The organism is Actinoplanes octamycinicus (assembly GCF_014205225.1).
GTDB classification, from domain to species: domain Bacteria; phylum Actinomycetota; class Actinomycetes; order Mycobacteriales; family Micromonosporaceae; genus Actinoplanes; species Actinoplanes octamycinicus.
Genome location: NZ_JACHNB010000001.1, coordinates 7,804,748 through 7,827,633 on the forward strand (window position 1 = coordinate 7,804,748; position 22,886 = coordinate 7,827,633).

A 22,886-nucleotide genomic window follows, 5' to 3' on the forward strand; every position below is an offset into this window, starting at 1 on the left:
GGAAGCCTCGTTTCATGCTTGATCAACCGGTTTAGGGTTCAGCTCATGTGGCGTTTCGGACGGATGGTGCTGGTGGCGTTGTGGCTGTTCGCGGCGGTCACCGCGTGGTGGAGCGCGCCCCGGCACGCGGACAGCGAGCACGCCCGCGTCGATCTCACCAGCGGCTATGTCACCGCCTACGAGTGGGGCCAGCGGTGGACCGACGTGGCGCCGGACCGCTGGTTCGCGTCACCGGACGTGGCCCCGCCGACCACCGAGCCGGCCCCGATCTTCGCCTGGCGCACCCCGGACGGCCGGGTGCACTGGACCGAGAACGACGGCACGTTCGGCGTCGGCGGTCTGGAGTACAAGCAGGCCGACGTGATGGTGCTGAGCACCCTGATCAACGGCATCGGCCTGCTCTTCACCGTGGTCTTCCTGGTCGTGCTGCTGACCGCCCGGCCACCGCTGACCGGCACCCGGTGGTACTGGTTCTGGCTGTTCGCCCTGGTCCCCTTCGGACTCGGGGTTCTCTACTGGACGTTCCGCGAGGTCCCGTGGACCCAGCCGCGCACCCTGCCCGAGCCGCACCCGGAGGGTGCTGAGCACCGGCGCCGCGGCCTGCGCGGCCTGATCACCGGCATCGTCGTCTCGGTCGTCGCGTCCGCGCTCCTGCTCGCCCTCACCCACCTGCTCGGCGAGCGCTGGGTCCCGGACCTGCTGAACCCCTGACCGTCAGAGCGTGGCGAGCAGGGTGGCCAGCTCGGCGGGGCGGGTGAGCATGGGCCAGTGGCCGGAGTCCAGGTCGAGCATGTCGAGGTGCTTGACCTTCGGCAGCTCCGGCAAGTCGCCGGCGTCGAGCCACTCGCGGGCCTGGGCCGGGGTGTACTCCGGGCAGATCAGGGTGACCGGGACGTCGAAGCGGCGGTCGCTGGTGTAGCGGACCGCGCCGCGGGCGACCGCCTCCGGGACCGGGACGGAGGCGGCGACGAACGCCTGGCGCCGGGGTTCGTCCAGGTCGGCGGCGTCGGCACCCTCGAACGGGGTCCAGCCGGGGAACGGCATGACGCCGTCGGCGATCGGGAACCAGTCGGCGTAGCCGGCGCCGTCCGGGCGGGGCCAGCCGCCGATCAGGGCGACCCGGGCGACGCGGTCGGGGCGGGCGTCGGCGGCCAGCCAGGCCAGGGCGCAGGCGGCGGAATGGCCGGCCACCACCACCCGGCCCGGGGCGTCGTCGATCGCGGCCAGGACCGCGGCCAGCTGGTCGGCCAGGGTGGTGTCGCGGTCGGCGGGCAGGTGCACCGGCACCGCGTCGCGGCCGCGCTCGGCCAGCTGGACGACCACCTCGGTCCAGACCGAGGAGTCCAGCCACAGGCCACCGACGAGAACGATTCGTTCAGCACTCATGGGAAGCAACCTAGAGCGTATTCCGGACGATCGGCTTCCGGTATCTTGGGCGGGTGCCGACCGGTTCCAGTCCCACCGCGCGGGCGCTGCGCACCCTGGAGATCCTGCAGGCGCGGCCCGGGACGACGGCCGAGCAGCTGGCCGCCGCCCTCGACGTGACCGAGCGGGCCGCCCGGCGCTATGTGGAGATCCTGCGCGAGGCCGGGATCCCGGTCGAGTCGGTGCGCGGGCCGTACGGCGGGTATCGGCTGGGCCGCGGCACCCGGCTGCCGCCGGTCGTGTTCACCGAGGAGCAGGCGCTCGGCCTGGTGATGGCGGTGCTCGACGCCAGCACCGCCGACGAGCTGGTCGGCGAGGCGCTCGGGAAGGTGATCCGGGCGCTGCCGGAGGGGGTGGGACGGCAGGCGGCGGCACTTCGGGCGTACGCCGCCATCGCTCCGGACCCCCGGGCGGCCCGGACCGATCCGGCGACCGCGAGTGCTCTGGTCGCGGCCGTCGCCGAACGGCGGCGGGTGATCGTCGCCTATCGCCGGGCGAGCGGCGAGGAACTCGACGCCGAGGTCGACCCGTGGGCGGTCGTGGTCCGCTACGGCCGGTGGTACCTGCTGTGTCACTCGCACCGGGCGGACGCGATCCGCACCTACCGCATCGACCGGATCCGCGCGGTCCACCGGACGCCGCACCGGTTCGTCCCGCCGGACGGCCTGGACCCGGTCGCCGCCCTGGAGCAGAACCTGGGGAAGGGCTGGCGGTTCACCACCCGGGTCCGGTTCCACGCGCCGATCGAGCAGGTGGCGCCGTGGATCCGGCCGCCGATGGGCACGCTGGCCGCGGACCGGGACCGGTGTGTGCTGACCGGCAGCACCCGCAACCCGGCGATGTACGCCCAGGAGTGGCTGGCCGCCGTCCCGATCGACTTCACCGTCGAGGAGGGCCCGGAGCTGCGCGCCGCCGTCGCCGTCGTGGCCGAGCGGTTCCGCCGCGCGATCGGCGAGGTTGCCGGGCCCGCGGGTGGGTAAAGGCGGGTGCCATGGGGCAGTTCGCGTGGCTGGGCATCGTGCGGCATGGGCAGAGCATCGGCAACATCGCGGCGGCGAAGGCGGAACGCGCCGCCGCCGAGGTGATCGATCTGGCCGAGCGGGACGCGGACGTGCCGCTCTCGCCGACCGGGCGGCACCAGGCGCAGGCGGTCGCCGCGTTCCTGGCCAAGCAGGACGCGCCACCGGACCTGGCGCTGGTGTCGCCCTATCTGCGCGCCCGGCAGACCGCCGAGCTGGCGCTGGCCGGCACCCGGATCCCGATGCTCGTCGACGAACGGCTGCGGGACCGTGAGCTGGGTATCCTCGACCTGCTGACCAACGCCGGCGTGCAGGCCCGGTTCCCGGACGAGGCGGTGCGCCGGGCGCACCTGGGCAAGTACTACTACCGGCCGCCCGGCGGGGAGAACTGGGCCGACGTGCAGCTGCGCCTGCGGTCCCTGCTGCGGGAGCTGCGCGAGGACCACCCGGGCGAGCGCATCCTGCTCTTCGCGCACGAGGCCACCGTCTGGCTGATCCGGGCGCTCGCCGAGGACCTGGCCGAGCCGGAGCTGATGGCGCTGACCCGCAGCGAGGCGATCGCCAACTGCTCGGTCAGCTCCTGGTGCGGCGACGGGGTCGCGCTGGCGCCGGAACGCTTCAACGACGTCGCGCACCTGGAGGAGCACGGCGCGCCGCCGACCGAACAGGAGGAAGTCCGTGCCGAACCGGCCTGAGATCATCACCCCACGGTTGCTGCGCGAGTGGCCGCTGCCCGATCCGCAGGGCGGCAAGGAGGCCCGCGGCACGGTGCTGGTGGTCGGCGGGTCCCGGTTCAACCCGGGCGCGGTGCTGCTGGCCGGTGAGGCGGCGCTGCGGGCCGGGGCCGGGCGGCTGCAGCTCGCGGTCGCCGACGAGACCGCGATCCCGCTGAGCATCGCGGTCCCGGAGGCCAAGGTGGTCGGTTTCCCGTCCGGTGGCGAGCCGCTGCCGGAGCAGGTGACCGAGCTGGCCGCGAAGGCCGACGTGATCCTGATCGGGCCCGGCCTGGACGACATCGAGCAGACCGACGCGCTGCTGCGGCAGGTGCTCGGCGCGGCCGGCCCGGAGACCGGGGTGGCCCTGGACGCCTACGCGCTGGGCGCGCTGAGCAAGGATCCGTCGCTGCTGCGTCAGCAGCGTGCGGTGCTCACCCCGAACCTGACCGAGGCCGAGCACCTGCTGGGCCGGGCGCCGGGCGACGACCTGGGCGCGGCCAGCCTGGCGCTGGCCGAGAAGTATCGGGCGGTGGTCTCGCTCTTCGGCCACATCGCCGACCCGGCCGGCGGCCTGTGGCGGGAGGAGAGCGCCGACGTCGGGCTGGGCACCTCGGGCAGCGGCGACGTCCGCGCCGGGATCGTCGCCGGGCTGCTGGGCCGCGGCGCCGAGCCGGCCCAGGCGGCATGCTGGGCGGCCTTCGCCCACGCGGTCAGCGGGCAGCGCCTCGCGCCGCGCCACGGCCGCACCGGCTTCCTGGCCCGGGAGCTGGTCGGCGAGGTCGCTTTCACCCTTGCCACCGTCTGAGAAAAACAAACACCCGCATTTTTTCGTACGTTTTCCGCGTCGCGATTATCCGCGGTGTTCTACTCGACCCCATGCGACGACGATGGAAGGCTTGTGGCGGCGGAGCGTTGTCCGCCGTTTTCCTGTTGATGACCGCGAGTCCGGCGGTGGCCGATGTCGAATACCCGGACTTCGGCGCCGCCGGGACGCTGAGCCTGAACGGTTCGGCGGCGGTGGTCCGCACCGGTCCCGGCCGGGTGCCGGTGCTGCGCCTGACCGGTGGCGGCTACCAGCAGATGGGCTCGGCCTGGGCGGCCGAGCGGGTGGACCTCACCAAGTCCTTCGACACGACGTTCGAGGTGTTGCTGGACGGCCGGGCGCGGGGTGCCGACGGCATCGCGTTCGTGCTGCAGGCGTCCGGGCCGCGGGCGCTCGGCGGCTGGGGCGGCGGGCTCGGATATCGCGGCCTGAAACGGAGTGTCGCGGTCGAATTCGACGATTACCGGAATGCGCCGGATCCGAATGACAATCACATCGGGCTGGTGGTGAACAACAATCCTGATCATCACCTGGTCACCGCCGAGTCGCCGGTTCCGCTGTTCGGCGCGCCGTTCCGGGCCCGGGTCGTCTACGACGGGGTGAGCCACCGTCTGCGGGCCTATCTGGGCGGGCCCGGCGGCGAGGCGGAACCGCACCTGGTCCTGGACCGGACCGTCGACCTGAGCCGCCAGATCGGCGCGGCGGCGGCCTGGGCCGGCTTCACCGGCTCGACCGGGTACGTCCGCTCGACCCAGGACATCCTGTCGTGGTCACTGACCACGTCCGGGAACGGCCGATAGGCCGGCCGCACGTGCCCCGGCCGCTGGTCACGGCCGGGGCGACGTGCGGGTCCAGGAGCGTTCCCCGCGCCGGCTGGTCGCCGCCACGCAGCGCGGGCAGACGTAGCCGACCTGGTCCTCCGCGGTGATCACGTCGGTGGCCCGGAAGTCGAACTTGACGTGCGGGAACCGCCGCAGGTGCGTCCGGCTCAGCGCCAGCCCGCACAGCGTCTGGTTCATCCCCGGCGTCCAGGCGTGCACCTCGCCGCCGGGCTGCCGGATGCCGTCCTCGCCGACCCATTCACTGGAGGCCGCCACCGAGGCGGCGCGTGCTCTGGCCATGGTCGCCGATTTCCCGGTCCGGCCCCGGCTACACGCCGCTACGGCAGGAAGACGGCGCGGACGCAGTCGTCCTCCTTCTCCTTGAACAGGCGGTAGCCCTCCGGCGCCCGGTCCAGCGGCAGCACGTGCGTGGCCAGGTGCTCGGTCACCAGCTCGCCCTTGGCCATCCGGTCCAGCAGCATCGGGATGTAGCGCTGCCCGTGCATCTGCGCGCCGCGTACCGTCAAGCCCTTGTTCATCAGGGCGCCGAGCGGGAACTTGTCGACGAAGCCGGCGTAGACGCCGAGGACGAACACCGAGCCGCCCTTGCGGCAGGCGTGGATCGCCTCGCGGACCGCGATCGGCCGGTCGGTCTGCAGCCGCAGCTGCATCTTGATCTGGTCGTAGGCGAACTGTGGGCCGGGCGCGTGCGCCTCCATGCCGACCGCCTCGATGCAGACGTCCGGTCCCCGCCCGCCGCTGCGTTCCCGCAGCTCGCCGGCCACGTCGGTCTTCTCGTAGTTCAGTGTCTCCGCGCCGACGTGCTGCTCCACCTGCCGCAGCCGGTTGTCCAGCCGGTCGATGACGATCACCCGCTCGGCGCCGAGCAGCACCGCGGCCCGGGCGGCCATCTGCCCGACCGCGCCGGCGCCCCAGACCGCGACCACGTCACCGGGCTTGACCCCGGACAGGTCGGCGCCCATCCAGCCGGTCGACGCCGAGTCGGAGGCGAACAGCGCCCGCTCGTCGCTGACCCCGTCCGGCACGGTGAACGCGCCGACGTCGGCGAACGGCACCCGGATGTACTCGGCGTGGCTGCCGGCGTTGCCGCCCATCGCGTGCGAGTATCCGAAGCAGCCGCTGGGCGCGTGCCCCCACAGCGTCTCGGTGATCGCCGGGTTGGTGTTGCCGTTGTCGCACAGCGAGTAGAGCTTCTGGTCGCAGTACCAGCAGTTGCCGCAGGAGATGAACGAGGAGACCACCACCCGGTCGCCGACCCGGTGGTTGCGCACGTCCGGCCCGACCTCGATCACCTCGCCGAGGAACTCGTGCCCGATCACGTCGCCCTTCTCCATGAACGGGATGTAGCCGCCGAGCAGGTGCAGGTCGGAACCGCAGGTCACGGTCCGGGCCACCTTGACGATGATGTCGCCCGGGTTGCGCAGCTGCGGGTCCGGGACCGTGCCGACGGCGAGCTTGTTGACGCCCTGCCACTGCAACGCCTTCACAGCAGTCCCCCCTCACGGCCGTGCTGGGTGGCCGCCTGCAGCGGCCGGTTCAGCAGCGTCGGCTCGGTGGTGGCCGGTCCGGACAGCAGCAGCACGTCGCCGGCCTCGATCAGCGAGCGGGTCTCGCGCAGCGCGCGGCGCACCTCGCCGTCGCTGACCGGCGAGCCGTCCGGCACCCGCACCGAGATCTCGGTGCCCCGGCCCCCGGGCGCGGCGGCCAGGCCGATCTCCACCCGGTCCGCGATCTCCCGCAGCGAGCCGGGCAGCTGCGTCGCCTCCAACTCGGCCAGTGGCTTGTAGACGGTCACCACGTGCCGGCGGCGCGGCACGGGCGTGGACGCGCCTCGCCGGCGGGCCACGGCCACCGCCGCGGCGCCGGCCGCGAGCGGCCCAACGATCAAAAGAGTTTTCTGTGTACGACCCATGGGTCCCCGCATACCTCAGGAGGCCCGGGCTAAACGGAGGAGCGGTTTGCGCTTGCCGAGGCGTGGTAAACGGGAAGAACCATGCCGAACTCGTCATACGTCGCCACCGCGGCCCGCGCCGGATGGGGCTGCGTCCTGCTGCTCGCCCCGGAGTTCGTGCTGCGGATCGGTGGGCGGCCGGCGCCCGGTCCGCTGCTGACCGGGCTCGCGCGGGCGCTCGGCGCCCGGCACCTCGTCCAGGCGGCCGTCCTCACCGCCTGGCCGAGCCGGGCCGTCGCCGGGGGCGGCGCGGCCGTGGACGTCCTGCACGCGACGACCGACCTCTGGTACGCCGCGACGTCCCCGCGCCATCGGCCCGCCGCCCTGCTCGACGCGGCGATCGGCGCCGCTCTGGCCACCGCCGGTGCGGCCGAGGCCCGGCGGCGGCTCCCGGACCGCGTCGCTCCCCGTCCGCCGCACGTCGGCGCGCGAACCGCGCCCGGTAGGTGACGGCATGCGGATCGTGGTGACCGGGGCGAGCGGCAACATCGGCACCGCCCTGCTGGACCGGCTCGCCGCCCACGACGAGGTCAGCGAGATCGCCGGGATCGCCCGCCGGGTGCCGCCGGTCGACGCCGGGCCGCCCTACGACCGGGTCGCCTGGCACCGGCTGGACGTGGCCGGTTCGGGCGCCGCCGCTCAGCTGGCCGCGATCTTCCGGGGCGCCGCCGCCGTGGTGCACCTGGCCTGGCACATCGTCGGCGGCCACGACCGGCGGGCGCAGGCGCGCACCAACCGGGTGGGCTCCACGGCCGTGCTGGCCGCCGCGATCCAGGCCGGGGTGCCGCAACTGGTCCACCTCTCCTCGGCGGCGGTCTACTCGCCGCGGACCGGGGACGTCGTGGTCCCGGAGAGCTGGCCGCGGCGGGGCTGCGAACGGTCCGCCTACAGCCGGGACAAGGTGGCCGTGGAGGACCTGCTGGACCGGGTCGAGGCGGAGCGGCCGGGCCTGCGGATCGCCCGGATCCGGCCGCCCGCGGTGCTGCAGCCGGCGGCCGCCGGTGACCTGGCCCGGCTGGCGCTGGGCCGGGTGGCGCCGCTGGCCCGGCCGGTCGGCGCGCGGGCGCTGGTGCTGCCGCTGCCGGCCGGGGCGACCATGCAGGTCGCGGCGGCCCCGGACGTCGCCGACCTGGTGACGCGGGCGGTGCTGGCCCGGGCGGCGGGTCCGTTCAACGTGGCGGACCCGCCGGTGCTGACCGCCCGGGTGCTGGCCCGGCTGCTCGGTGGGCGGCACCTGCCGGCGCCGCGCCCGGTGGTGCGTGGGCTGCTCGGCGCCGCGTGGGCGCTGGGGCTGCAACCGCTCGACGCGTCCTGGGCCGACCTGCTGCTGGACACTCCCCTGCTGGACTGTTCCCGGGCCGAGGCCGTGCTGGGCTGGCGGCCACGGCACGACGCGCGGCTCACGGTGCTGGCGACCCGGCGGGCGATCGCCGGGGGCGTGGGCACGGCGAGCCCGCGGCTGCGCCCGGCCGGCCGCTGAGCCGGGGTACCGGAGCGGCACACCCGTGACCGGGCCAACGGCGGTGTCGCGAAGCGGCCAGGCGAGGACGGCGTCGCACAGCACGTGTCAGAAGCGGCACGCCCCGACCGCGCGAGAAGCCTGCGCACCGACGCCGGCGTGTACCACCGGGTTGAACAGCCCGCTTCCGGCGTACCGAAATCGGATCTTGATCGTGGTGGTCGCAGAATGAGGCATGGACAGCGCCGAGTGGGACGACTTCGGGCCGTGGATCCGGGAGGTGCGCGGGCCGGATGAGGTGCCGCGGCTGTTCCGCGGCGCGGGGATCGAGCCGGCGGGCTGCCGGCTGGTGCTGAAGGTGCCGCGGAGCATCGACCGGCGCAACGCCCGGCCGGAGATGGATCTCTACGACCATCTGATCGCGGTCGAGGAGGAGACCCTCGCGGTGCTCGGCCGGCGGGACGGCGGTTACGACGCGGTGCGGCTGCCGTTCGATCACATCGTGGCGATCGAGGACAGCGTCTGCCTGCTCGACGGCCGGCTCGGCCTGCACACCGCGGACGGCGCCGCGGTCGTCATCCCGTACAACGGAGCGTCACGGGCGCCGATCCAGCGGCTGGCCGGTCTGCTGCGCGGCAGCTATCTGCCGTTCGCCCCGGAGCCGCTGCCACCGGCCGGCCAGCCGGTGCCCTACCTGGGCGGGGTGGAGACCGGGCTGGTCACCGCCTACCACCGGGTGCTGGCCCGGGAGCCGGAGATGCGGCTGGTCAGCGCGACCGCGCGGCGTCCCGGGCTCCGATCGTCGATCACGCTGAGCGACGGCCGGGAGATCCTGATCCTGCATCGGCGGGACTGGTTCGGGCGGGGCGGCGACGACTACTCGGTGGTGGTGACGGTGCTGCCCCGGCCGCGGATCAGCGGGGCCGAGGTGCGCCCGTTCCCGCGCCGCCGGGGCATCTGCCTGGTGACCGTGCAGGTGGCGGCGGCGCGGCTGCGGTTCCCGGTGCCGGACGGGCCGGAGCTGGACGCGTTCCTGGCCGCCCTCAGTCACCTGGGACGGCCACCCCTTCCTTGAGCAGGCGGCGGGCCAGCACCAGGCGGTCCGCGTCGTCCGGCAGCGGCAGCTCGCCGACCCGGTGCACCCGCCCGTCGAGGGCCAGGCGCAGCGCCGCCTCGCAGGAGTCCGGAAGCCGCAGACTCCGCCCGTTGAGCCGCAGGACCACCTGGTCGCCGGAGCGTTCCAGGGTCCAGCGCAGCCCGGGCCGCAGCCTGATCTCGTGGTGCGGGGTGAGGGCCGCGGCGAAGTCGAGCTGGGCGAGCGGGCTGAGCGGCGCCGGGCGCGCCTGTGGCCAGGTCCGTTCGCGGAGACGTCCGGCGATCGCCGCCGGGTCCGCGGTGGTCAGCCAGGAGCGGAGCGCGTCGATGGTCGCGGTGAGCTCGGCGGCGACGGTCTCCGGGTCGGTGAGATCTTTTCCGTACGGCAGGCTCGCCCGCAGCCGGGCGTCGCCGGCCGCCGCCGTGAGCAGCTCCTCGACCAGGGCGTACCGGGTCAGCCCGCGGATCCCGACGGTCAGGTGCAGCGAGCGGGAGCCCTGCGCGCGGGCCGAGTGCAGCCACCCGCGTGGCAGGTAGAGCGCGTCGCCGGGGCGCAGCACCACGTCCAGGGCCGGTTCGCCCTCGGCGGTGGCGGCCACCTCGTCGGCGCGCCCGCCCCACGGCTGCTCCTCCAGCGGATCGGGGAGCACCGGCGGGTGCACGCACCAGCGCTTCTCCCCCTCGGCCTGCAGCACGAAGACGTCGTGGGTGTCGTAGTGGGTGGCGAAGCCCTGGCTGTCCGGGGGTGTCAGATACGCGTTGACCTGCAGCGGGCGGCACAGTTCGGCGCCCAGCCGGTCGGCCAGGCCGACGATCGGCGGCCAGAGCCGGTGCAACCCTTGCAGGACCAGGGTGGCGCCGTCCGCGAAGAGGCGCATCACCTGCTCGTCGTGGACCTGGTCGGCGATCTCGGCGCCGGCCCCGCCACCTCCGGTGTAGCGCTGGTGGGGCAGCACCTTGCCCTGCTTGGCGACCCGCAGGAACGGGGTGCGCAGCCCGCGCCGGCTCAGCAGCTCGTCGACCGCGGCCGAGGAGAGCAGACCGGTGAAGCCGGCCGGGCCGCCGAGGTCGGCGGCCCGGGACAGCAGGGGCGCCCGCCCCCAGTAGGTGGCCGCGAACTCATCCCGGCCGACCGCGACCACCTGGGCGAGCGCGGTCATCAGGCCGCCGGGCCGTCGGCGCCGCCGTCGTGGCCGCCCGGGTTCGCCCCGCCGTCGGCCGGTCCCTCACCGGAGGCGCCACCGTCGGCGCCGCCGTCCACCGCGTTCGGGTTCGCGCCGCCGTCGGCCGGACCCTCGTTACCCGCGCCGCCGTCCGCGCCGCCGTCGTGGCCGGTCGGGTTGGCGCCGCCGTCAGCCGGACCTTCGCCGTTCAGGCCGTCCGGGTCGGAGCTGATGATTTCCTGATCACTGAGTCCCATGCCCGGAGGAATTACCCAAGAAGATCATCACTAATCCGCGGATCGCCGAAGGTCTCCAGCAGCCGGGTGATCCATAGCAGATCGTGCACGATCCGGCTGGCGTGGCTGATCGTCAGCGGGCAGCCGGCCCGGGCGGCCCGCTCGTGACAGGTGAGCAGCGTCCGGATCCCGGCCGCGTCGAGGAACCGCAGGCCGCGCGCGTCGATCGCGATCGGCCGGCCCGGGTGCTCGGCCAGGATGGTGGCGATCGCGTCGTGGAACCGGCCGGTCTCCTCCCGGTCGAGCTCGCCGGTCACGGCCAGCCGCACCGGCCCGGCCGTCTCGGCGGCCACCCGCCAGGCCAGGTCGTGCGCCGGCGCGGTGGCATCGGATCGGTTCACCGTCGCTCCTGATCTTCCGTGTCGTGTGCCCGAATTATTCACCTCGCCAGGCATTTCGGCAGGTCACCCGCCGGATCGGCGTCCGGATCACTCGTGGTGTGCGGCAGACCCACCAGGCCGAGCACGTGCTGGGCGACGCTGCCGGGTGGCGCGTCGAGCCGCAGCGGGTGGCGCCGGCCGCCGCGCGGCTCGTCGCTGGGGTTGGCCTCCAGCGGGCCGTGCACCGCGATCCGGCGCGGCCGGCCGCGCCGGGCTGGCCCAGGAACCATGGTCAGCCCGAGCCGGTGACCCCGCTGGACCGTCAGGTGGAGTCGCGGACGATCAGCTGCATCCGGACGGTGTCCACCACGCCGGCCTCGGCCGGCTCCTCGATCAGCCGGTGCACCAGCGCGGCCAGCTCGCCGGCGCCGCTCAGATCGATCCGCACCGAGGTGAGGGCGGGCCGCGCGATCCGGCCCGGCAGCAGGTCGTCGGCGCCGGCCACGGCCACCGCGCCGGGCACCTCGAGGCCGACCTCCTGCAGGGCCCGGACCAGCAGCAGCGCGTAGTCGTCGTTGTAGCCGAAGACGCCGTCGAAGCCGGGCCAGGAGCGGGCCAGGGCGAGCGCGTCGTCCCAGTCGTAGCGCAGCGGCACCGGGGTGACCTCGACGCCCTGCCCCTCGGCGGCGAGCCGCACCCCGGCCAGCCGCTCGGCGGCGAACGCGTCCAGGCCGCGCTCGCCGGGCATCAGGACGGCCAGCCGGCGCCGGCCGCGCTCGATCAGGTGCGCGGCGGCCAGCCGGCCCAGCTCCTCCTGCCGGAAGATCAGCGTGTGCGCGCCGGGGACCGGCTCGCCGCCGGTCGCGATCACCGCCCGCACCCCGGCCGTGTGCAGCAGCTCGACGGCGGCCGGGGTGAGGCCGGGGACCGGCGCCAGCACCGCGGCCGGCCGCATCTCCGCCCAGGCCCGGGCCACCTCGACCGGGCCGGCGCCCCGGCCGCCGTGCAGGACCAGCGTGTAGCCGTACTCGTGCAGGGCTTGCTGCAGGTCGTCGAGCCAGTCGCTGACCAGCCGGCCGATCGCCGCCTGGGTGGCCGGCATCAGCACCAGGTTGCTGCGGCCGGCGCGCAGGGCGCGGGCCGCGGCGTTGCTGACATAGCCCAGCTGCTCGGCGGCGGCGCGGACCCGGGCCCGGGTGGCGTCGCTGACCCGGCCGGGCTCGGTGTCGTTGAGGACGAACGACACGGTGGCGCGCGAGACCCCGGCCAGGCGCGCGACGTCGGCGCTGGTGGCGCGGGCGGGATCGGGGCGTCCGGACATCGTCCGACATCGTGTCACGCCGAATCACCTCTGGCGCTCGCGGGTGCCGTCATGCGACCATCGCCGTTACACGAGTAACGTTACACGTGTAACCACGATGGGTGGTCTTTTCCATGAATCTCACCGCAACCGTCACCGGGCGCGGCCTGCTTCCGCTGCTGCTGCTCGGCAACGTCGCCATGTACACCGTCTACCTGGGCATCGGCGGCGTGCTGGTGCCCGCTCAGGTGGCGGCCATCGACCCGGCGCACAAGGTGACCAGCCTCGGCCTGGTCGCCGGGGTCAGCGCCGTCTTCGCCACACTCGTCAACCCGATCGCCGGGGCGCTCTCCGACCGCACCGGCCGGCGCAACCCCTGGATCCTCGGCGGCGGCCTGGCCGCGCTGGGCGTCTTCGCCCTGCTCGGGCACGCCGGCACCGTGCTGCTGGTCGCCGTCGGCTGGTGCCTGGGCCAGGCCGCGATGAACGTCTACCAGGCCGCGCTCACCGCGGTGGTCCCGGACCGGGTGCCGGCCAGCCGCCGCGGCGCCGCCTCCGCCGTGGTCGGGCTCGGCGTGCCGATCGGCGGCACGCTCGGGGTCGCCGTCGCCTCGGCCACGGTCGGCACGCCGAGCACCGGATACTTGATCCTCGGTGTGATCGTCGCGGGCGCGGCACTGGTCTTCACCCGGCTGGCCCCGGAGCGGCCCGCCCCGGTCGAGGGCCGTCACCCCGGCCTCGGCGAGCAGGTCCGGGTCTTCCTGTCCTGCCTGGCCCACCACGACTTCCGGTGGGCGTTCATCGGGCGGGCGCTGCTGGTGCTCGGCTACTTCACGGTGAGCGCGTACCAGCTCTACCTGCTCACCGACCACATCCGGCTGCCGGCCGGCCTCAGCCCGGCCGCCGCGGTCGCGGTGCTCACCCCGATCTCGATGGGCGCCATGGCACTCGCCACGGTGGCCGGCGGGGTGCTCTCCGACCGGCTCGGCCGTCGCAAGATCTTCATCGGGATCTCCGCCGGGCTGGCCGGCCTGGTCATGCTGATCCCGCTGGTCAGCCCCACCTGGACCGGCATGCTGCTGTTCGGCGGGCTGAACGGGCTCGCCTTCGGCTGCTTCATGGCGGTCGACACGGCGCTGGTCACCCTGGTCCTGCCCCGCGCCGAGGACGCCGCCCGCGACCTCGGCGTGCTGAACGTCGCCAACGCCGGCCCGCAGATCATCGCGCCCTTCGTCGCCTCGGTGATCGTCACGACGGCCGGTTACGGCTCGCTCTTCCTGATCGGCGGTGCACTCTCGGTGCTGGGCGCGCTCGCCGTCATCCCCGTCCGCAGCGTCCGATAGGAGAACCTTCATGCAGCTCAACACACGTACCTGGGGGGACGGCGGGAAGACCGCGCTCCTGGTGCACGGCATCATGTCCGACTCGCGCACCTGGCACCGGGCCGGGCCGCGGCTCGCCCGGCTCGGCTACACGGTGACCGCGGTCGACCTGCGCGGGCACGGGAGCAGCGGGCGCGGGTCGTACAGCCCGCGGGAGTGGGCCGACGACCTGGTCACGACCGTCCCCGGTCACCTCGACCTGGCCGTCGGGCACTCGCTGGGTGCGGTGGCGCTCAGCCTCGCGGCCGACCGGCTGGACTGCGACCGGATCGTCTACAGCGATCCGGCGTGGCTGGCCGGGGCGGAGGTCGACGCCGCGATGTTCAAGCAGTTCAAGACGGCGACCCGGGACCAGGTCGCGGCGCTGAACCCGAAGTGGGACGAGGCCGACATCGACGTCGAGCTGGCCACCCTGGCCGACTGGGACGAGACGACGGTGGACGCGGTCGGGGCGGTCACCGCGCTGCGGGCGCCGGTGTCGCCGCGGGTGCCGTCGCTGGTGCAGGTGGCCGAGCTGAGCTTCGGCAACGTGCCGGAGAAGATCGAGGAGATGCGGCGGGACGGGCTGGTCGTGCGGGTGGTGCCGGGGGCCGGGCACACCATCCACCGGGACGATCTGGACGGGTTCTTCGACTCGATGCGGGGGTGGCTGTGATGCGGACCCTCGCGCTCGCCATAGCCGTCGCGCTGACCGCGGTCGGTGGCACGCCCGCTCGGGCCGCCGGGCCGGCTCCGGCCCCGCTTCCGCCGGCCGGATCGGTGGCTCAGCTTTCTCCGGCCTCGCCTCCTTCCGCCCGGCCCGCCCCGCTACGGATCTTGGTCACCGACGACGACGGGTACACCGCCCCGGGCATCCGGGCGGTGGCCGCCGCCCTCACCGAAGCCGGACATGACGTCACCATCGTCGCCCCGGCGGTGAACAACAGCGGCGTCGGCACCAAGCAGGGCTACGGCCCGGAGGTCCGCGCCCGGCAGGCCGAACCGAAGGTCTGGGCCGTCGACGGCACCCCGGGCGAGGCGGTCCTCTTCGGCCTGCACCAGGTCTTCGCCGCCAGCCCGCCGGACCTGGTCGTCTCCGGCGCCAACTTCGGCCCGAACGTCGCCGCCGTGGCCAACCACTCCGGCACCGTCGGCGCCGCGATCACCGCGCTCGACTACGGCATCCCGGCCATCGCCGTCTCCACCGACCTGGACCTGACCGGCGACCCGCAGCCGACCCTGCGCGCCATGCCGCTGGCCGCCGCCTTCACCGTCCGGCTCGTCACCCAGCTGCGCGCCCGGGCCGGCCGCGGCCCGCTGCTCCCCACCGGCCTCGGCCTCAACGTCAACTATCCGCTGGTCGGCGACGGCTCCCGCCCGGCCCGAGGCGTCGAACTGACCCGCCAGAGCCACCAGCCGATCTTCCGCCCGGCCTACACCCCGGACGGCGCCGGCCAGTGGAAGGTGACGGTCGGCATCGACGCCGCCTCCGCCCCACCGGGCACCGACCTGCACGCCCTGCTCGCCGACCGGGTCTCCATCACCCCGATCACCGCGGACTGGAACGCGGTGTCCTTGGGGTCCGCTCTCCGTCCGGGTTCGCTCGCCGGCCTGACACCCTGACGCACGGCCGGCCCTCCGGCCTCCCGGAGGGCCGGCCCTCTCACTCACGGTCCGTCCCAGCGCCGGGCCGCCGCTTTCCGGTACGCACACAACCGCCCGCCCACTCAGTCCGCGCCCGCCCGGTCCCCCGCATGCTCAATTTCCGCCTGCCCGGTCCGCGCCCGCCCGGCCCCTGTCCACGCTGTCGTGCCGGAGGGCCAGCAGGCCGCCGATGCCCGGCACCAGAGCCAGGAGTCGGGCGGTCCGAGCAGCGGTGTTGGTGGCGGTCAGGATCACCACGAACAGGTAGGCGCAGCCGTGGATCGGGCCGCCCAGTGAGGTGATCGGCTTCAGATGCGCGGTGACCAGGTTGAGCAGCAGGACCGCCAGGGAGGCCAGCTCGATCAGGGCCGCGATCTCCAGCGGCCGCCGGGACGGGCGGACGGCGGGGTCCGGTAGGGGCATGGTCAGGCGCCCGTCGTGGAGCCGGGGCGGACGATCATCAGGACCACCACCGCTGCCCAGAGCAGGTTGAAGACGCCGGTGAGCATGCCGAGCCGGGCCGGGTTCGGGGAGTCACCGGCGAGGAAGCGCCGCTGTCCGGGAAGGATCAGCAGGGCGAGCAGCGCGGCGGCGAGCGCGGTCAGGGCGATCGAGGTGAGCAGCCACGGGTCGCCGAGGACGCCGAGGCTGCTGGCGGTGGCCAGGCCGAAGACCGGGACGGTCACCCCGAGCAGGGCGTAGACGCGGCAGATCCGGTGCAGCAGCGGGAGGGCGGCGTGGTCGGGGCGCCGGGCGGCGGCGGGGAACATGCTGGCGGCCACGGCGACCGGGCCGATGGCCAGAATCGCGGCCACGACGTGCAGGCTGAGCAGGAGCTTTGTCACGACCATGGACGGTAGTGAGCGTGGCGCACGCGGGGAACTGGCTGGATTGCCACCCTCCGACAGGTTCTGGCCAGCCGGGACGTAGGGTGGCGGCATGCACATCGTTGCGGTGCTCGCGCTCGACGGGGTGATTCCGTTCGACCTGGCCACGCCGCTGGAGGTGTTCGGCCGGGTGCGGCTGGCGGACGGCAGCACGCCGTACGAGGTACGGGTCTACTCGGCGGCCGGGACGGTGCGGGCCGGCGCGTTCACCCTCGACGCGCCCTGGGGTCTGGAGACCCTGCTCGACGCGGACACCATCATGCTGCCGGGGTGTGCGGACGGGGCGGTGGTCGTACCGGAAGGGGTGTTGACCCTCCTCCGCAAGGCGGCGGCGGACGGGACTCGGCTCGCGTCGATCTGCGTCGGCGCGTTCATCCTGGCCGAGACGGGTCTGCTCGACGGGCTGCGCGCTACGACCCACTGGTTGGCGGCATCGGCGCTGGCGGCGAGGTATCCGCGGGTCGAGGTGGATCCCGGAGTGCTCTACGTGGACAACGGGCAGTTCCTGACGTCGGCGGGCGCCGCGGCCGGGCTGGATCTGTGTCTGCATCTGATCAGGCGGGACCATGGTTCGGCGGTGGCGGCGGACGCGGCCCGGCTGTCGGTGATGCCGCTCGAGCGGGAGGGCGGCCAGGCGCAGTTCATCGTGCCGGAGCAGCCGCCCACGCCGCGCGGGTCGACGCTGGAACCCCTGCTCCGGTGGATGCAGGAGAACACCGACGTCGACCTCACGCTCGGTGACATCGCGGCCCGGGGCGGGATGAGCATCCGGACGCTGAACCGGCGGTTCCGCGAGCAGACCGGCACCACGCCGCTGCAGTGGCTGCTCCGGGCCCGGATCCGCCGTGCCCAGCACCTCCTCGAAGCGTCCGACGAGCCGGTCGAGCAGATCGCCGGTCGTGTCGGTTTCGGATCACCCACCGCCTTCCGCGACCGCTTCAAACGCGTCGTCGGCGCCAGCCCGCAGACCTACCGCGCCGCCTTCCGCCGCAGCGCCTCCCCACGATGAAGGCCCGCCGCAGCACGACCCCCAGCCCACCTTGAGACCAGCTCATCCCGAGAGAGGCCGCAACCCGTCGGCCCCGATCAGATAGGCGTCCGCCAACCCGCTGGCCGGCAACCCGAGCACCGCCGCGCCCACCGAATCCGCGGTCGCGGTCAGCCGCCCGGCGAACTCGTCCCGGGAGACACCCGACGCCTCCGCATAGGCCCTGATCGCCGTCTCCCCCACCCCGGTCCCCGGCGTCAGCCCCGGCAGCACCGCGGTCATCCCGATACCGAGGTCCCGCCCCTCCGCCGCCGCATAGCCGGTGATCATCCGCACGGTCGCCTTGGCCCCGGCATATCCCCCGCTCAGCGGCGACCCCCGCAGTTCCGCCGCGCTGCCGAACACCACCACCCGCGCCCCCGCCGGCAGCGGCAACCGCAACGCCGCCCGCAACCAACCGAACGCGATCCGCACGTCCTGGTGCCAGCCGACCGAGAACGACTCCCACGTGTGCCCGCTCAGCGGCCGCATCTCCGGAACCGCCCCGGCCGTCACCACCAGAAGCTCCGGCCGGGTCCCGGCGAGCACCTGGTCGGCGAACGCCTCGTCGGTCGCGTCCCCGGCCAGCCCGCTGGTCCGGGCGACCGTGGTGACCCGCGCCCCGGCCGCGCGGGCCGCCCGCACGACGCCGAGCCCGAAACCGCGACTGCCACCGACCACCACCACCGACTTACCTGTCATCGCTGTCATACCCGGGTAGATCCCGGGCGGCCGCCGCGTTCACCGGCTGTCCGAAGATCGGGAACAATTCCGGTTGCAGGAAGATGTGGACGTGCCGGATCCCGCTCGGGTCCACGTCGAGCACGTGCAGCGCGTGCGCCTCCGCGCCGGCGTACATGGCGATCGTCGGCTGGCCGTTCGCCGGCGGGGACACCGGCAGCATGGTGAACCGGCCGGGCTCGCGCAGCACCCGGGTCCCGAGGAAACCGACGACCGGCTCGCGGCCGGCGAACCACGTGCGGTGCGGCGGCATCTCCAGGGTGACGTCCTCGCGGAGCACCGCGGCGAGCGCGCCGACGTCGGCACGGGCGAACGCGTCGACGTACCGGAGCAGTTGTTGGCGCAGTTGCGGGCTGTCCGGCTCGCTCATCGACTCGGGGTCGGGGGCGTGCCGCCGCATCCGGTCGCGGGCGCGCAGCAGGGCGCTGTTGACCGCGGTGGGGCTGGTGCCGAGGGCGGCGGCGACCTCGTCGGCGGACAGCTCGGCGACATCGCGCAGGATCAGGACGGCCCGCTGCCGGGCCGGCAGGTGCTGGAGCGCGGCGACGAACGCCAGCCGGATCCGCTGCCGGGCGCCGGCTTCCTCGGCCGGGTCCACCGGCAGCGGTCCCAGCCAGCGCGTTCCCGGGGGCGCCGGCCGGGCGGGCGCCTGCCAGTCGGTCTCCGGACCGCCGAGGCCGGCCGGCAGCGCGCGACGGCCGCGCTGGTCGAGCAGGCGCAGGCAGACGTTCGTGGCGATCTGGTGGAGCCAGGTGCGCGGCGACGACCGTCCCTCGAACCGGTCGAAGCCGCGCCAGGCCCGCAGGAACGCGTCCTGCACGGCGTCCTCGGCGTCGGCCGCCGACCCCAGCATCCGGTAGCAGTGCGCGAGGATCTCCGGCCGCAACGGCGCGGCCACCTCAGCGAATCCCATCGGCACATCACCTCCCGGGATACAGACCCACGGGCCGCCCGGAACTCACCGGTCCGCGGTGGCCGCGATCGCCGGTTTCCGGTACGCCGCCCGCACCACCGCCGTCACGAGCAGCAGCACGGACAGGAGCACGAACCAGTTCCCGGTACGGCCATAGACCGTCCCCCGAGCCGACGGCGTCACCGTGACCAGCAGGTCCGCGTCGCCGGCCGTGGCCTCGCCGAGCACCCGGCCGGTCGGGTCGCTGACCGTCAGCCGCCCGAAGCCCGCGGCCCGCACCACGGTCGTCCCGCTCTCCACGCCGCGCACCACCGCCATCCGGCTGTGCAGCCACCCGTCCCCGGTGAAGTCGAGCGCCGGCACCAGCATCATCGTGGCGCCCCGCGCGCGGTAGCCCCGGACCAGCTCGGGGAAGTCGAGGTCCTTGCAGATCGCCACCCCGTACCGCCCGTCGACGATCAGGTCCCGGTCACCCGGCGTGATCCAGTCCTCCAGGCCCTTGATCACATGCTGTTTGGTGTACGTCCGGACCGTCCCGCCCAGCACGAACGCCACGTTCCGCTGCCCCTGCACCGCCCCGGCCACCACCTGGACGCCCCGCGCGGTGACCGGCCGGAACGCCTCGGCCAGCGCCGCCGGCGAGTCCACCCCGAACACCTTCTCCGGCAGCACGACGATCCTGGCGCCGCGCTCGGCCAGCGACTCCACCCGCGCGACGTAGCGGGCCAGCAGCTCCCGCCCGGCCGCCTCGCCGAGCGGCATCCCGTCCTCCGGCTGTTCCAGCGCGACCAGCCCGACCCGCAGCTCCGCGGCCGCGTCCGGCACCCGGGTCAGCGACCAGGTGGCCCAGCCGCCGGCCGTGACGGCCAGCGCCAGCAGGCAGGCGAGCGCCGGCTTCGGCCGGGTGCGCAGGGCGGCCAGCCCGATCGGGACGGCGACCAGCAGGTAACTGACGCCCCACACGCCGGTGAGCGCGGTCAGCTGGACGACCGGGCGGACGTCGGCCTGGGTGTAGGCGAGACTCCACCACGCCCCGTTCGGCAGCGCCAGCGTCACGAGGTATTCGCCGAGGACCCACAGGGCCGGGGCGGCGAGGACGGCGGTCCCGGTCCGGCCGCGCCGCAGCAGCGTGACGGCGAGGACGACGGTCCCGGCGGCCAGCGCGGTGCCGTAGAGCACGAACGCGATCACCACCGGCAGCGGGATCTGGAGTGTGCGGATGAAGTATCCGGCCAGCCCCAGCTGCCCGATCGGCCAGGCGACCAGGGTCGCGGTCAGAGCCTTTCTCGGTACGGCGAGCAGCAGGAGTGGCAGCGGGGCGAGCCAGGTCAGCGCGGGGACCGGGTGCAGGCCGGACCCGGCGAGCCAGAGCAGGCCGCTGAGTGCGGCGGCAACGATCGTCGACATGGGACCGAGCCTGCGGGGCGGGGCGGGACGGCGGATCGCCGTACCGAAGGAATCCGATCTGGTCCCGTGGAGGGAGGCGGCGGACCCGGACCACGGTCGATACTGCCCGCGTGAAGCGGTCCGTCAATCTCGCCGTCACCCTGGCCGCGGTCGTCGCGACCGTGCTGCCCGCCCTGGCCGGCGGGCCGGACGCGGGGTGGGTGCTGCCGCTCGCGCTGGCCTCGTCGGTGCCGGTGCTCTGGCGGGAGCGGGCCCTGGTCCCGGTCAGCCTGACCGTCGGAGTGGCGACCACGCTCTCGGCCTCGCTCGGCGCGCCGCCGCTGCTGCCGGTCGGGCCGCTGGTCTGCCTCTACACCTTCGCGGCGCGCGCCTCGCTGCGGCTGCGCCTGCTCGGCATCGCGGTCACCGCGGCCGGGCTGCTGGTGTCGGTGCTCTTCCCCAAGCCCGACGTCGAGGTGCTGCGCTATCTCGCGGTCGCTTTCATCTTCGCGTACGCACTGGGCACCAGCGTCCGGGCCCGCCGGGACCGGGAGTCGGCGCTGGCCGAACGGGAGCTGCGGCTGGCCGGGGAACGGGCGGCGGCCGTGCTGCGCGAACGGACCCGGATCGCGCGGGACCTGCACGACATCGTGACGCACGCGCTGGGGGTGATCGTGGTGCAGGCCGAGGCGGGGCCGTTGGTCGTCCGCACGGACCCGGATCGGGCCGACGCGGCCTTCGCGGCGATCGCGGCCACCGGCCGCGACGCGGTCGGGCAGCTCCGGCGGGCGGTCGCCGGCCTGCGCGAACCCGCCGACCGGCCGCTCGACCAGCCCGGCCTGGCGCAGCTGCCGGCCCTGCTGGACCGGGTGCGCGCCACCGGCCTGGCGGCCGAGCTGACCGTGGCCGGCACGCCGTTCACGCCGCCCGCCGACGTCGGGGTGGCCGCCTACCGGATCGTCCAGGAGGCGCTGACCAACGTGCTGCGGCACGCCCGGGCCGGCACCGTCCGGGTCGCGCTGGACTATCTCGCCTCGTCGCTGACCGTGTCGATCACCGACGACGGGTGCGGGCCGGCTGCGGTCGGCCCGCCCGGCTACGGGATCGTCGGGATGCGGGAGCGCGCCCAGGCGTGCGGCGGCTCGCTGCGCGCCGGGGCGGTCGACGGCGGCTTCGCGGTGTCGGCGACCCTGCCGGCCGGGCCTCTCCCGGTCGCCGCGACCCTCCCGGCGGCGGGGGCGTGATGCTGCGCGTGGTGCTCGCCGACGACCAGGACCTGTTCCGGGCCGGGTTCGCCACCATCCTGGGCGCCGAGCCGGACATCGAGGTGGTGGCCGAGGCCGCGGACGGGGCGGCGGCGGTCCGGGCCGCGGTCGAGCACGCGCCGGACGTGGTGCTGATGGACATGCGGATGCCGATCCTGGACGGCGTCGCGGCGACCCGCCAGGTGTGCGAGCGGACCGTCAGCCGGGTGCTGGCGCTGACCATGTTCGACACCGACGAGTACCTGTACGCGGTGCTGCGCGCCGGGGCCAGCGGCTTCCTGCTCAAGGACGTGCCGCGGGCCGAGCTGGTCCGGGCCGTCCGGGTGGTGGCCGGCGGCGAGGCGCTGCTCGCTCCGGCGGTGACCGCCCGGGTGCTCGGCGAGCTGCACCGGCGGGGCCGCCCCGATCCGGCCCTGGCCGCGGCGGTGACCGGGCTGACCGCGCGGGAGACCGACGTGCTGCGGCTGATCGCCGGCGGACTGTCCAACGCGGAGATCGCCGCGCACCACCACCTGAGCGAGCACACGGTGAAGACCCATGTCGGCAATCTCTTCGCCAAGCTGGGCCTGCGTGACCGCGCCCAGGCGGTGATGGTCGCCTATGAGTCAGGGCTGGTGACCCCCGGCTCGCCATGATCACGCATAGAGTGGCGTCATGCCGACGGGGATGTCCTGGCTCAACGAGCCGCCGCAGTGGTCCGATCAGGACGGCGAGGTCCGGGTGGTGACCGGGCTCGAAACGGACTTCTGGCGGAAGACGTTCTACGGCTATGTGACCGACAACGGTCACTTCTACCACCGGCCGGTCAGCGGCGACTTCACCGCCGAGGTGACCGTGGCGGCCGGCCACTCGGCGCGCTTCGACCAGGCCGGGCTGATGCTCCGCGCCGACGCGCGGACCTGGCTCAAGACCGGGCTCGAGGTGACCTCCGGGGCGGTGCAGCTGAGCACCGTGCTGACCCGTGACGAGTCCGACCTGTCGGTGCTGCCGCTGCCCGGCCACGACGGGACCATGACACTGCGGCTCACCCGGTTCGGCGACGCGGTCTGCGTGCACCGCGGCGACGGCGCCGGCGGCTGGGAGCTGGTCCGGCTCGGGCGCCTGGACCTGCCGGAGACCGTCCAGGTCGGGCTGATGTGCTGCTCGCCGGAGCGGGCCGGGCTGGAGGTGGCGTTCCGCGGCTTCCGGGTCGGCGAGCCGATCCCCCGCGACGGGCTCGAATAGGGCGCGCCGGCATGCGGGGGTGTCTCGGC

Annotated in this window: 29 protein-coding genes; 15 read left to right on the forward strand and 14 right to left on the reverse strand. The window is 74.4% G+C overall.

Annotated features, from left to right (window positions below):
* Positions 1-45: 45 nt before the first annotated feature.
* Positions 46-711: a hypothetical protein gene (locus tag BJY16_RS35280; protein ID WP_185043882.1), complete on the forward strand. Its 666-nt coding sequence runs from the start codon at positions 46-48 to the stop codon at positions 709-711.
* Positions 712-714: 3 nt separating this feature from the next.
* On the opposite strand, the gene BJY16_RS35285 is transcribed toward BJY16_RS35280, so the two are convergent.
* Positions 715-1,386, reverse strand: coding sequence for an alpha/beta fold hydrolase (locus BJY16_RS35285; RefSeq protein ID WP_185043883.1), 672 nt, complete (start codon positions 1,384-1,386; stop codon positions 715-717).
* 53 nt (positions 1,387-1,439) lie between these two features.
* Between BJY16_RS35285 and BJY16_RS35290 the strand changes: the two genes are divergently transcribed.
* The 4 genes from BJY16_RS35290 to BJY16_RS35305 all read left to right on the forward strand — a co-directional run bounded on the left by BJY16_RS35290 (position 1,440) and on the right by BJY16_RS35305 (position 4,783).
* Positions 1,440-2,405, forward strand: coding sequence for a helix-turn-helix transcriptional regulator (locus BJY16_RS35290; protein WP_185043884.1), 966 nt, complete (start codon positions 1,440-1,442; stop codon positions 2,403-2,405).
* A gap of 11 nt (positions 2,406-2,416) precedes the next feature.
* Positions 2,417-3,139 carry a histidine phosphatase family protein gene (locus BJY16_RS35295; RefSeq protein WP_185043885.1) on the forward strand — a complete coding sequence of 241 codons (723 nt, stop codon included), beginning with the start codon at positions 2,417-2,419 and terminating at the stop codon, positions 3,137-3,139.
* On the forward strand, positions 3,123-3,965 hold the full coding sequence (locus BJY16_RS35300) for an NAD(P)H-hydrate dehydratase (RefSeq protein ID WP_185043886.1): 843 nt from the start codon (positions 3,123-3,125) through the stop codon (positions 3,963-3,965). Before BJY16_RS35295 ends, BJY16_RS35300 begins: the two co-directional genes overlap by 17 nt.
* 128 nt (positions 3,966-4,093) lie before the next feature.
* Positions 4,094-4,783: an L-type lectin-domain containing protein gene (locus BJY16_RS35305; protein WP_185043887.1), complete on the forward strand. Its 690-nt coding sequence runs from the start codon at positions 4,094-4,096 to the stop codon at positions 4,781-4,783.
* Between the two features lie 27 nt (positions 4,784-4,810).
* On the opposite strand, the gene BJY16_RS35310 is transcribed toward BJY16_RS35305, so the two are convergent.
* The 3 genes from BJY16_RS35310 to BJY16_RS35320 are packed head-to-tail and all read right to left on the reverse strand — an operon-like array spanning position 4,811 to position 6,713.
* Positions 4,811-5,104 (reverse strand): hypothetical protein, encoded by a 294-nt coding sequence (locus BJY16_RS35310; RefSeq protein ID WP_185043888.1) that lies wholly within the window; start codon positions 5,102-5,104, stop codon positions 4,811-4,813.
* A 38-nt stretch (positions 5,105-5,142) separates the two neighbouring features.
* On the reverse strand, positions 5,143-6,312 hold the full coding sequence (locus tag BJY16_RS35315; protein WP_185043889.1) for a zinc-dependent alcohol dehydrogenase: 1,170 nt from the start codon (positions 6,310-6,312) through the stop codon (positions 5,143-5,145).
* Positions 6,309-6,713 carry a hypothetical protein gene (locus BJY16_RS35320; RefSeq protein WP_239177767.1) on the reverse strand — a complete coding sequence of 135 codons (405 nt, stop codon included), beginning with the start codon at positions 6,711-6,713 and terminating at the stop codon, positions 6,309-6,311. The genes BJY16_RS35315 and BJY16_RS35320 overlap by 4 nt, the downstream gene beginning before the upstream one ends.
* 105 nt (positions 6,714-6,818) lie before the next feature.
* Here BJY16_RS35320 and BJY16_RS35325 point away from each other — a divergent pair, with 105 nt between their 5' ends.
* From BJY16_RS35325 to BJY16_RS35335, 3 genes are all read left to right on the forward strand, one after another.
* Positions 6,819-7,226 (forward strand): hypothetical protein, encoded by a 408-nt coding sequence (locus tag BJY16_RS35325; protein ID WP_185043891.1) that lies wholly within the window; start codon positions 6,819-6,821, stop codon positions 7,224-7,226.
* A gap of 4 nt (positions 7,227-7,230) precedes the next feature.
* A complete protein-coding gene (locus tag BJY16_RS35330; protein ID WP_185043892.1) occupies positions 7,231-8,256 on the forward strand; it encodes an NAD-dependent epimerase/dehydratase family protein in 1,026 nt (341 codons plus the stop codon).
* Positions 8,257-8,470: 214 nt separating this feature from the next.
* Positions 8,471-9,310 carry a hypothetical protein gene (locus BJY16_RS35335; protein WP_185043893.1) on the forward strand — a complete coding sequence of 280 codons (840 nt, stop codon included), beginning with the start codon at positions 8,471-8,473 and terminating at the stop codon, positions 9,308-9,310.
* On the opposite strand, the gene BJY16_RS35340 is transcribed toward BJY16_RS35335, so the two are convergent.
* From BJY16_RS35340 to BJY16_RS35360, 5 genes are read right to left on the reverse strand one after another with little or no spacing between them, the layout of a single operon-like run.
* Positions 9,279-10,490 (reverse strand): cupin domain-containing protein, encoded by a 1,212-nt coding sequence (locus BJY16_RS35340; RefSeq protein WP_185043894.1) that lies wholly within the window; start codon positions 10,488-10,490, stop codon positions 9,279-9,281. The two genes, BJY16_RS35335 and BJY16_RS35340, sit on opposite strands and share 32 nt — an antisense overlap.
* Positions 10,490-10,750: a BatC protein gene (locus BJY16_RS35345; protein ID WP_185043895.1), complete on the reverse strand. Its 261-nt coding sequence runs from the start codon at positions 10,748-10,750 to the stop codon at positions 10,490-10,492. The genes BJY16_RS35340 and BJY16_RS35345 overlap by 1 nt, the downstream gene beginning before the upstream one ends.
* 11 nt (positions 10,751-10,761) lie before the next feature.
* Positions 10,762-11,130: an STAS domain-containing protein gene (locus BJY16_RS35350; protein WP_185043896.1), complete on the reverse strand. Its 369-nt coding sequence runs from the start codon at positions 11,128-11,130 to the stop codon at positions 10,762-10,764.
* A 38-nt stretch (positions 11,131-11,168) separates the two neighbouring features.
* Positions 11,169-11,399 (reverse strand): hypothetical protein, encoded by a 231-nt coding sequence (locus tag BJY16_RS35355; RefSeq protein ID WP_185043897.1) that lies wholly within the window; start codon positions 11,397-11,399, stop codon positions 11,169-11,171.
* 32 nt (positions 11,400-11,431) lie between these two features.
* Positions 11,432-12,430 carry a LacI family DNA-binding transcriptional regulator gene (locus BJY16_RS35360; RefSeq protein WP_185043898.1) on the reverse strand — a complete coding sequence of 333 codons (999 nt, stop codon included), beginning with the start codon at positions 12,428-12,430 and terminating at the stop codon, positions 11,432-11,434.
* Positions 12,431-12,543: 113 nt separating this feature from the next.
* Between BJY16_RS35360 and BJY16_RS35365 the strand changes: the two genes are divergently transcribed.
* Genes BJY16_RS35365 through surE form a run of 3 tightly spaced genes read left to right on the forward strand, consistent with a single transcriptional unit; the run spans position 12,544 to position 15,393 of the window.
* Positions 12,544-13,752, forward strand: coding sequence for an MFS transporter (locus tag BJY16_RS35365; RefSeq protein ID WP_185043899.1), 1,209 nt, complete (start codon positions 12,544-12,546; stop codon positions 13,750-13,752).
* 10 nt (positions 13,753-13,762) lie between these two features.
* On the forward strand, positions 13,763-14,446 hold the full coding sequence (locus BJY16_RS35370; protein WP_185043900.1) for an alpha/beta fold hydrolase: 684 nt from the start codon (positions 13,763-13,765) through the stop codon (positions 14,444-14,446).
* Positions 14,446-15,393 carry a 5'/3'-nucleotidase SurE gene (gene surE, locus BJY16_RS35375; RefSeq protein WP_185043901.1) on the forward strand — a complete coding sequence of 316 codons (948 nt, stop codon included), beginning with the start codon at positions 14,446-14,448 and terminating at the stop codon, positions 15,391-15,393. Before BJY16_RS35370 ends, surE begins: the two co-directional genes overlap by 1 nt.
* 135 nt (positions 15,394-15,528) lie before the next feature.
* Here the strand turns inward: surE and BJY16_RS35380 are convergent, their stop codons facing one another.
* Together BJY16_RS35380 and BJY16_RS35385 are read right to left on the reverse strand one after the other, a co-directional pair.
* On the reverse strand, positions 15,529-15,837 hold the full coding sequence (locus BJY16_RS35380; RefSeq protein WP_185043902.1) for a DUF3817 domain-containing protein: 309 nt from the start codon (positions 15,835-15,837) through the stop codon (positions 15,529-15,531).
* Between the two features lie 2 nt (positions 15,838-15,839).
* Entirely contained in the window at positions 15,840-16,259 is a 420-nt protein-coding gene (locus BJY16_RS35385; RefSeq protein ID WP_185043903.1) for a hypothetical protein, read from the reverse strand.
* Positions 16,260-16,353: 94 nt separating this feature from the next.
* Between BJY16_RS35385 and BJY16_RS35390 the strand changes: the two genes are divergently transcribed.
* Positions 16,354-17,310 carry a GlxA family transcriptional regulator gene (locus tag BJY16_RS35390; RefSeq protein ID WP_185043904.1) on the forward strand — a complete coding sequence of 319 codons (957 nt, stop codon included), beginning with the start codon at positions 16,354-16,356 and terminating at the stop codon, positions 17,308-17,310.
* Positions 17,311-17,352: 42 nt separating this feature from the next.
* Here BJY16_RS35390 and BJY16_RS35395 read toward each other — a convergent pair whose 3' ends face one another.
* Genes BJY16_RS35395 through BJY16_RS35405 form a run of 3 tightly spaced genes read right to left on the reverse strand, consistent with a single transcriptional unit; the run spans position 17,353 to position 20,389 of the window.
* Positions 17,353-18,030 (reverse strand): SDR family oxidoreductase, encoded by a 678-nt coding sequence (locus BJY16_RS35395; protein ID WP_203759143.1) that lies wholly within the window; start codon positions 18,028-18,030, stop codon positions 17,353-17,355.
* Entirely contained in the window at positions 18,020-18,982 is a 963-nt protein-coding gene (locus tag BJY16_RS35400; protein WP_185043906.1) for an RNA polymerase subunit sigma-70, read from the reverse strand. Before BJY16_RS35400 ends, BJY16_RS35395 begins: the two co-directional genes overlap by 11 nt.
* A 45-nt stretch (positions 18,983-19,027) precedes the next feature.
* Positions 19,028-20,389, reverse strand: coding sequence for a nitrilase-related carbon-nitrogen hydrolase (locus BJY16_RS35405; RefSeq protein WP_185043907.1), 1,362 nt, complete (start codon positions 20,387-20,389; stop codon positions 19,028-19,030).
* Positions 20,390-20,499: 110 nt separating this feature from the next.
* Between BJY16_RS35405 and BJY16_RS35410 the strand changes: the two genes are divergently transcribed.
* From BJY16_RS35410 to BJY16_RS35420, 3 genes are read left to right on the forward strand one after another with little or no spacing between them, the layout of a single operon-like run.
* On the forward strand, positions 20,500-21,612 hold the full coding sequence (locus tag BJY16_RS35410; protein WP_239177769.1) for a sensor histidine kinase: 1,113 nt from the start codon (positions 20,500-20,502) through the stop codon (positions 21,610-21,612).
* Complete coding sequence (locus BJY16_RS35415) at positions 21,612-22,268, forward strand: response regulator (RefSeq protein ID WP_185043909.1); 657 nt, start codon at positions 21,612-21,614, stop codon at positions 22,266-22,268. Before BJY16_RS35410 ends, BJY16_RS35415 begins: the two co-directional genes overlap by 1 nt.
* A gap of 19 nt (positions 22,269-22,287) precedes the next feature.
* Positions 22,288-22,857: a DUF1349 domain-containing protein gene (locus BJY16_RS35420; protein WP_185043910.1), complete on the forward strand. Its 570-nt coding sequence runs from the start codon at positions 22,288-22,290 to the stop codon at positions 22,855-22,857.
* Positions 22,858-22,886: the final 29 nt, after the last annotated feature.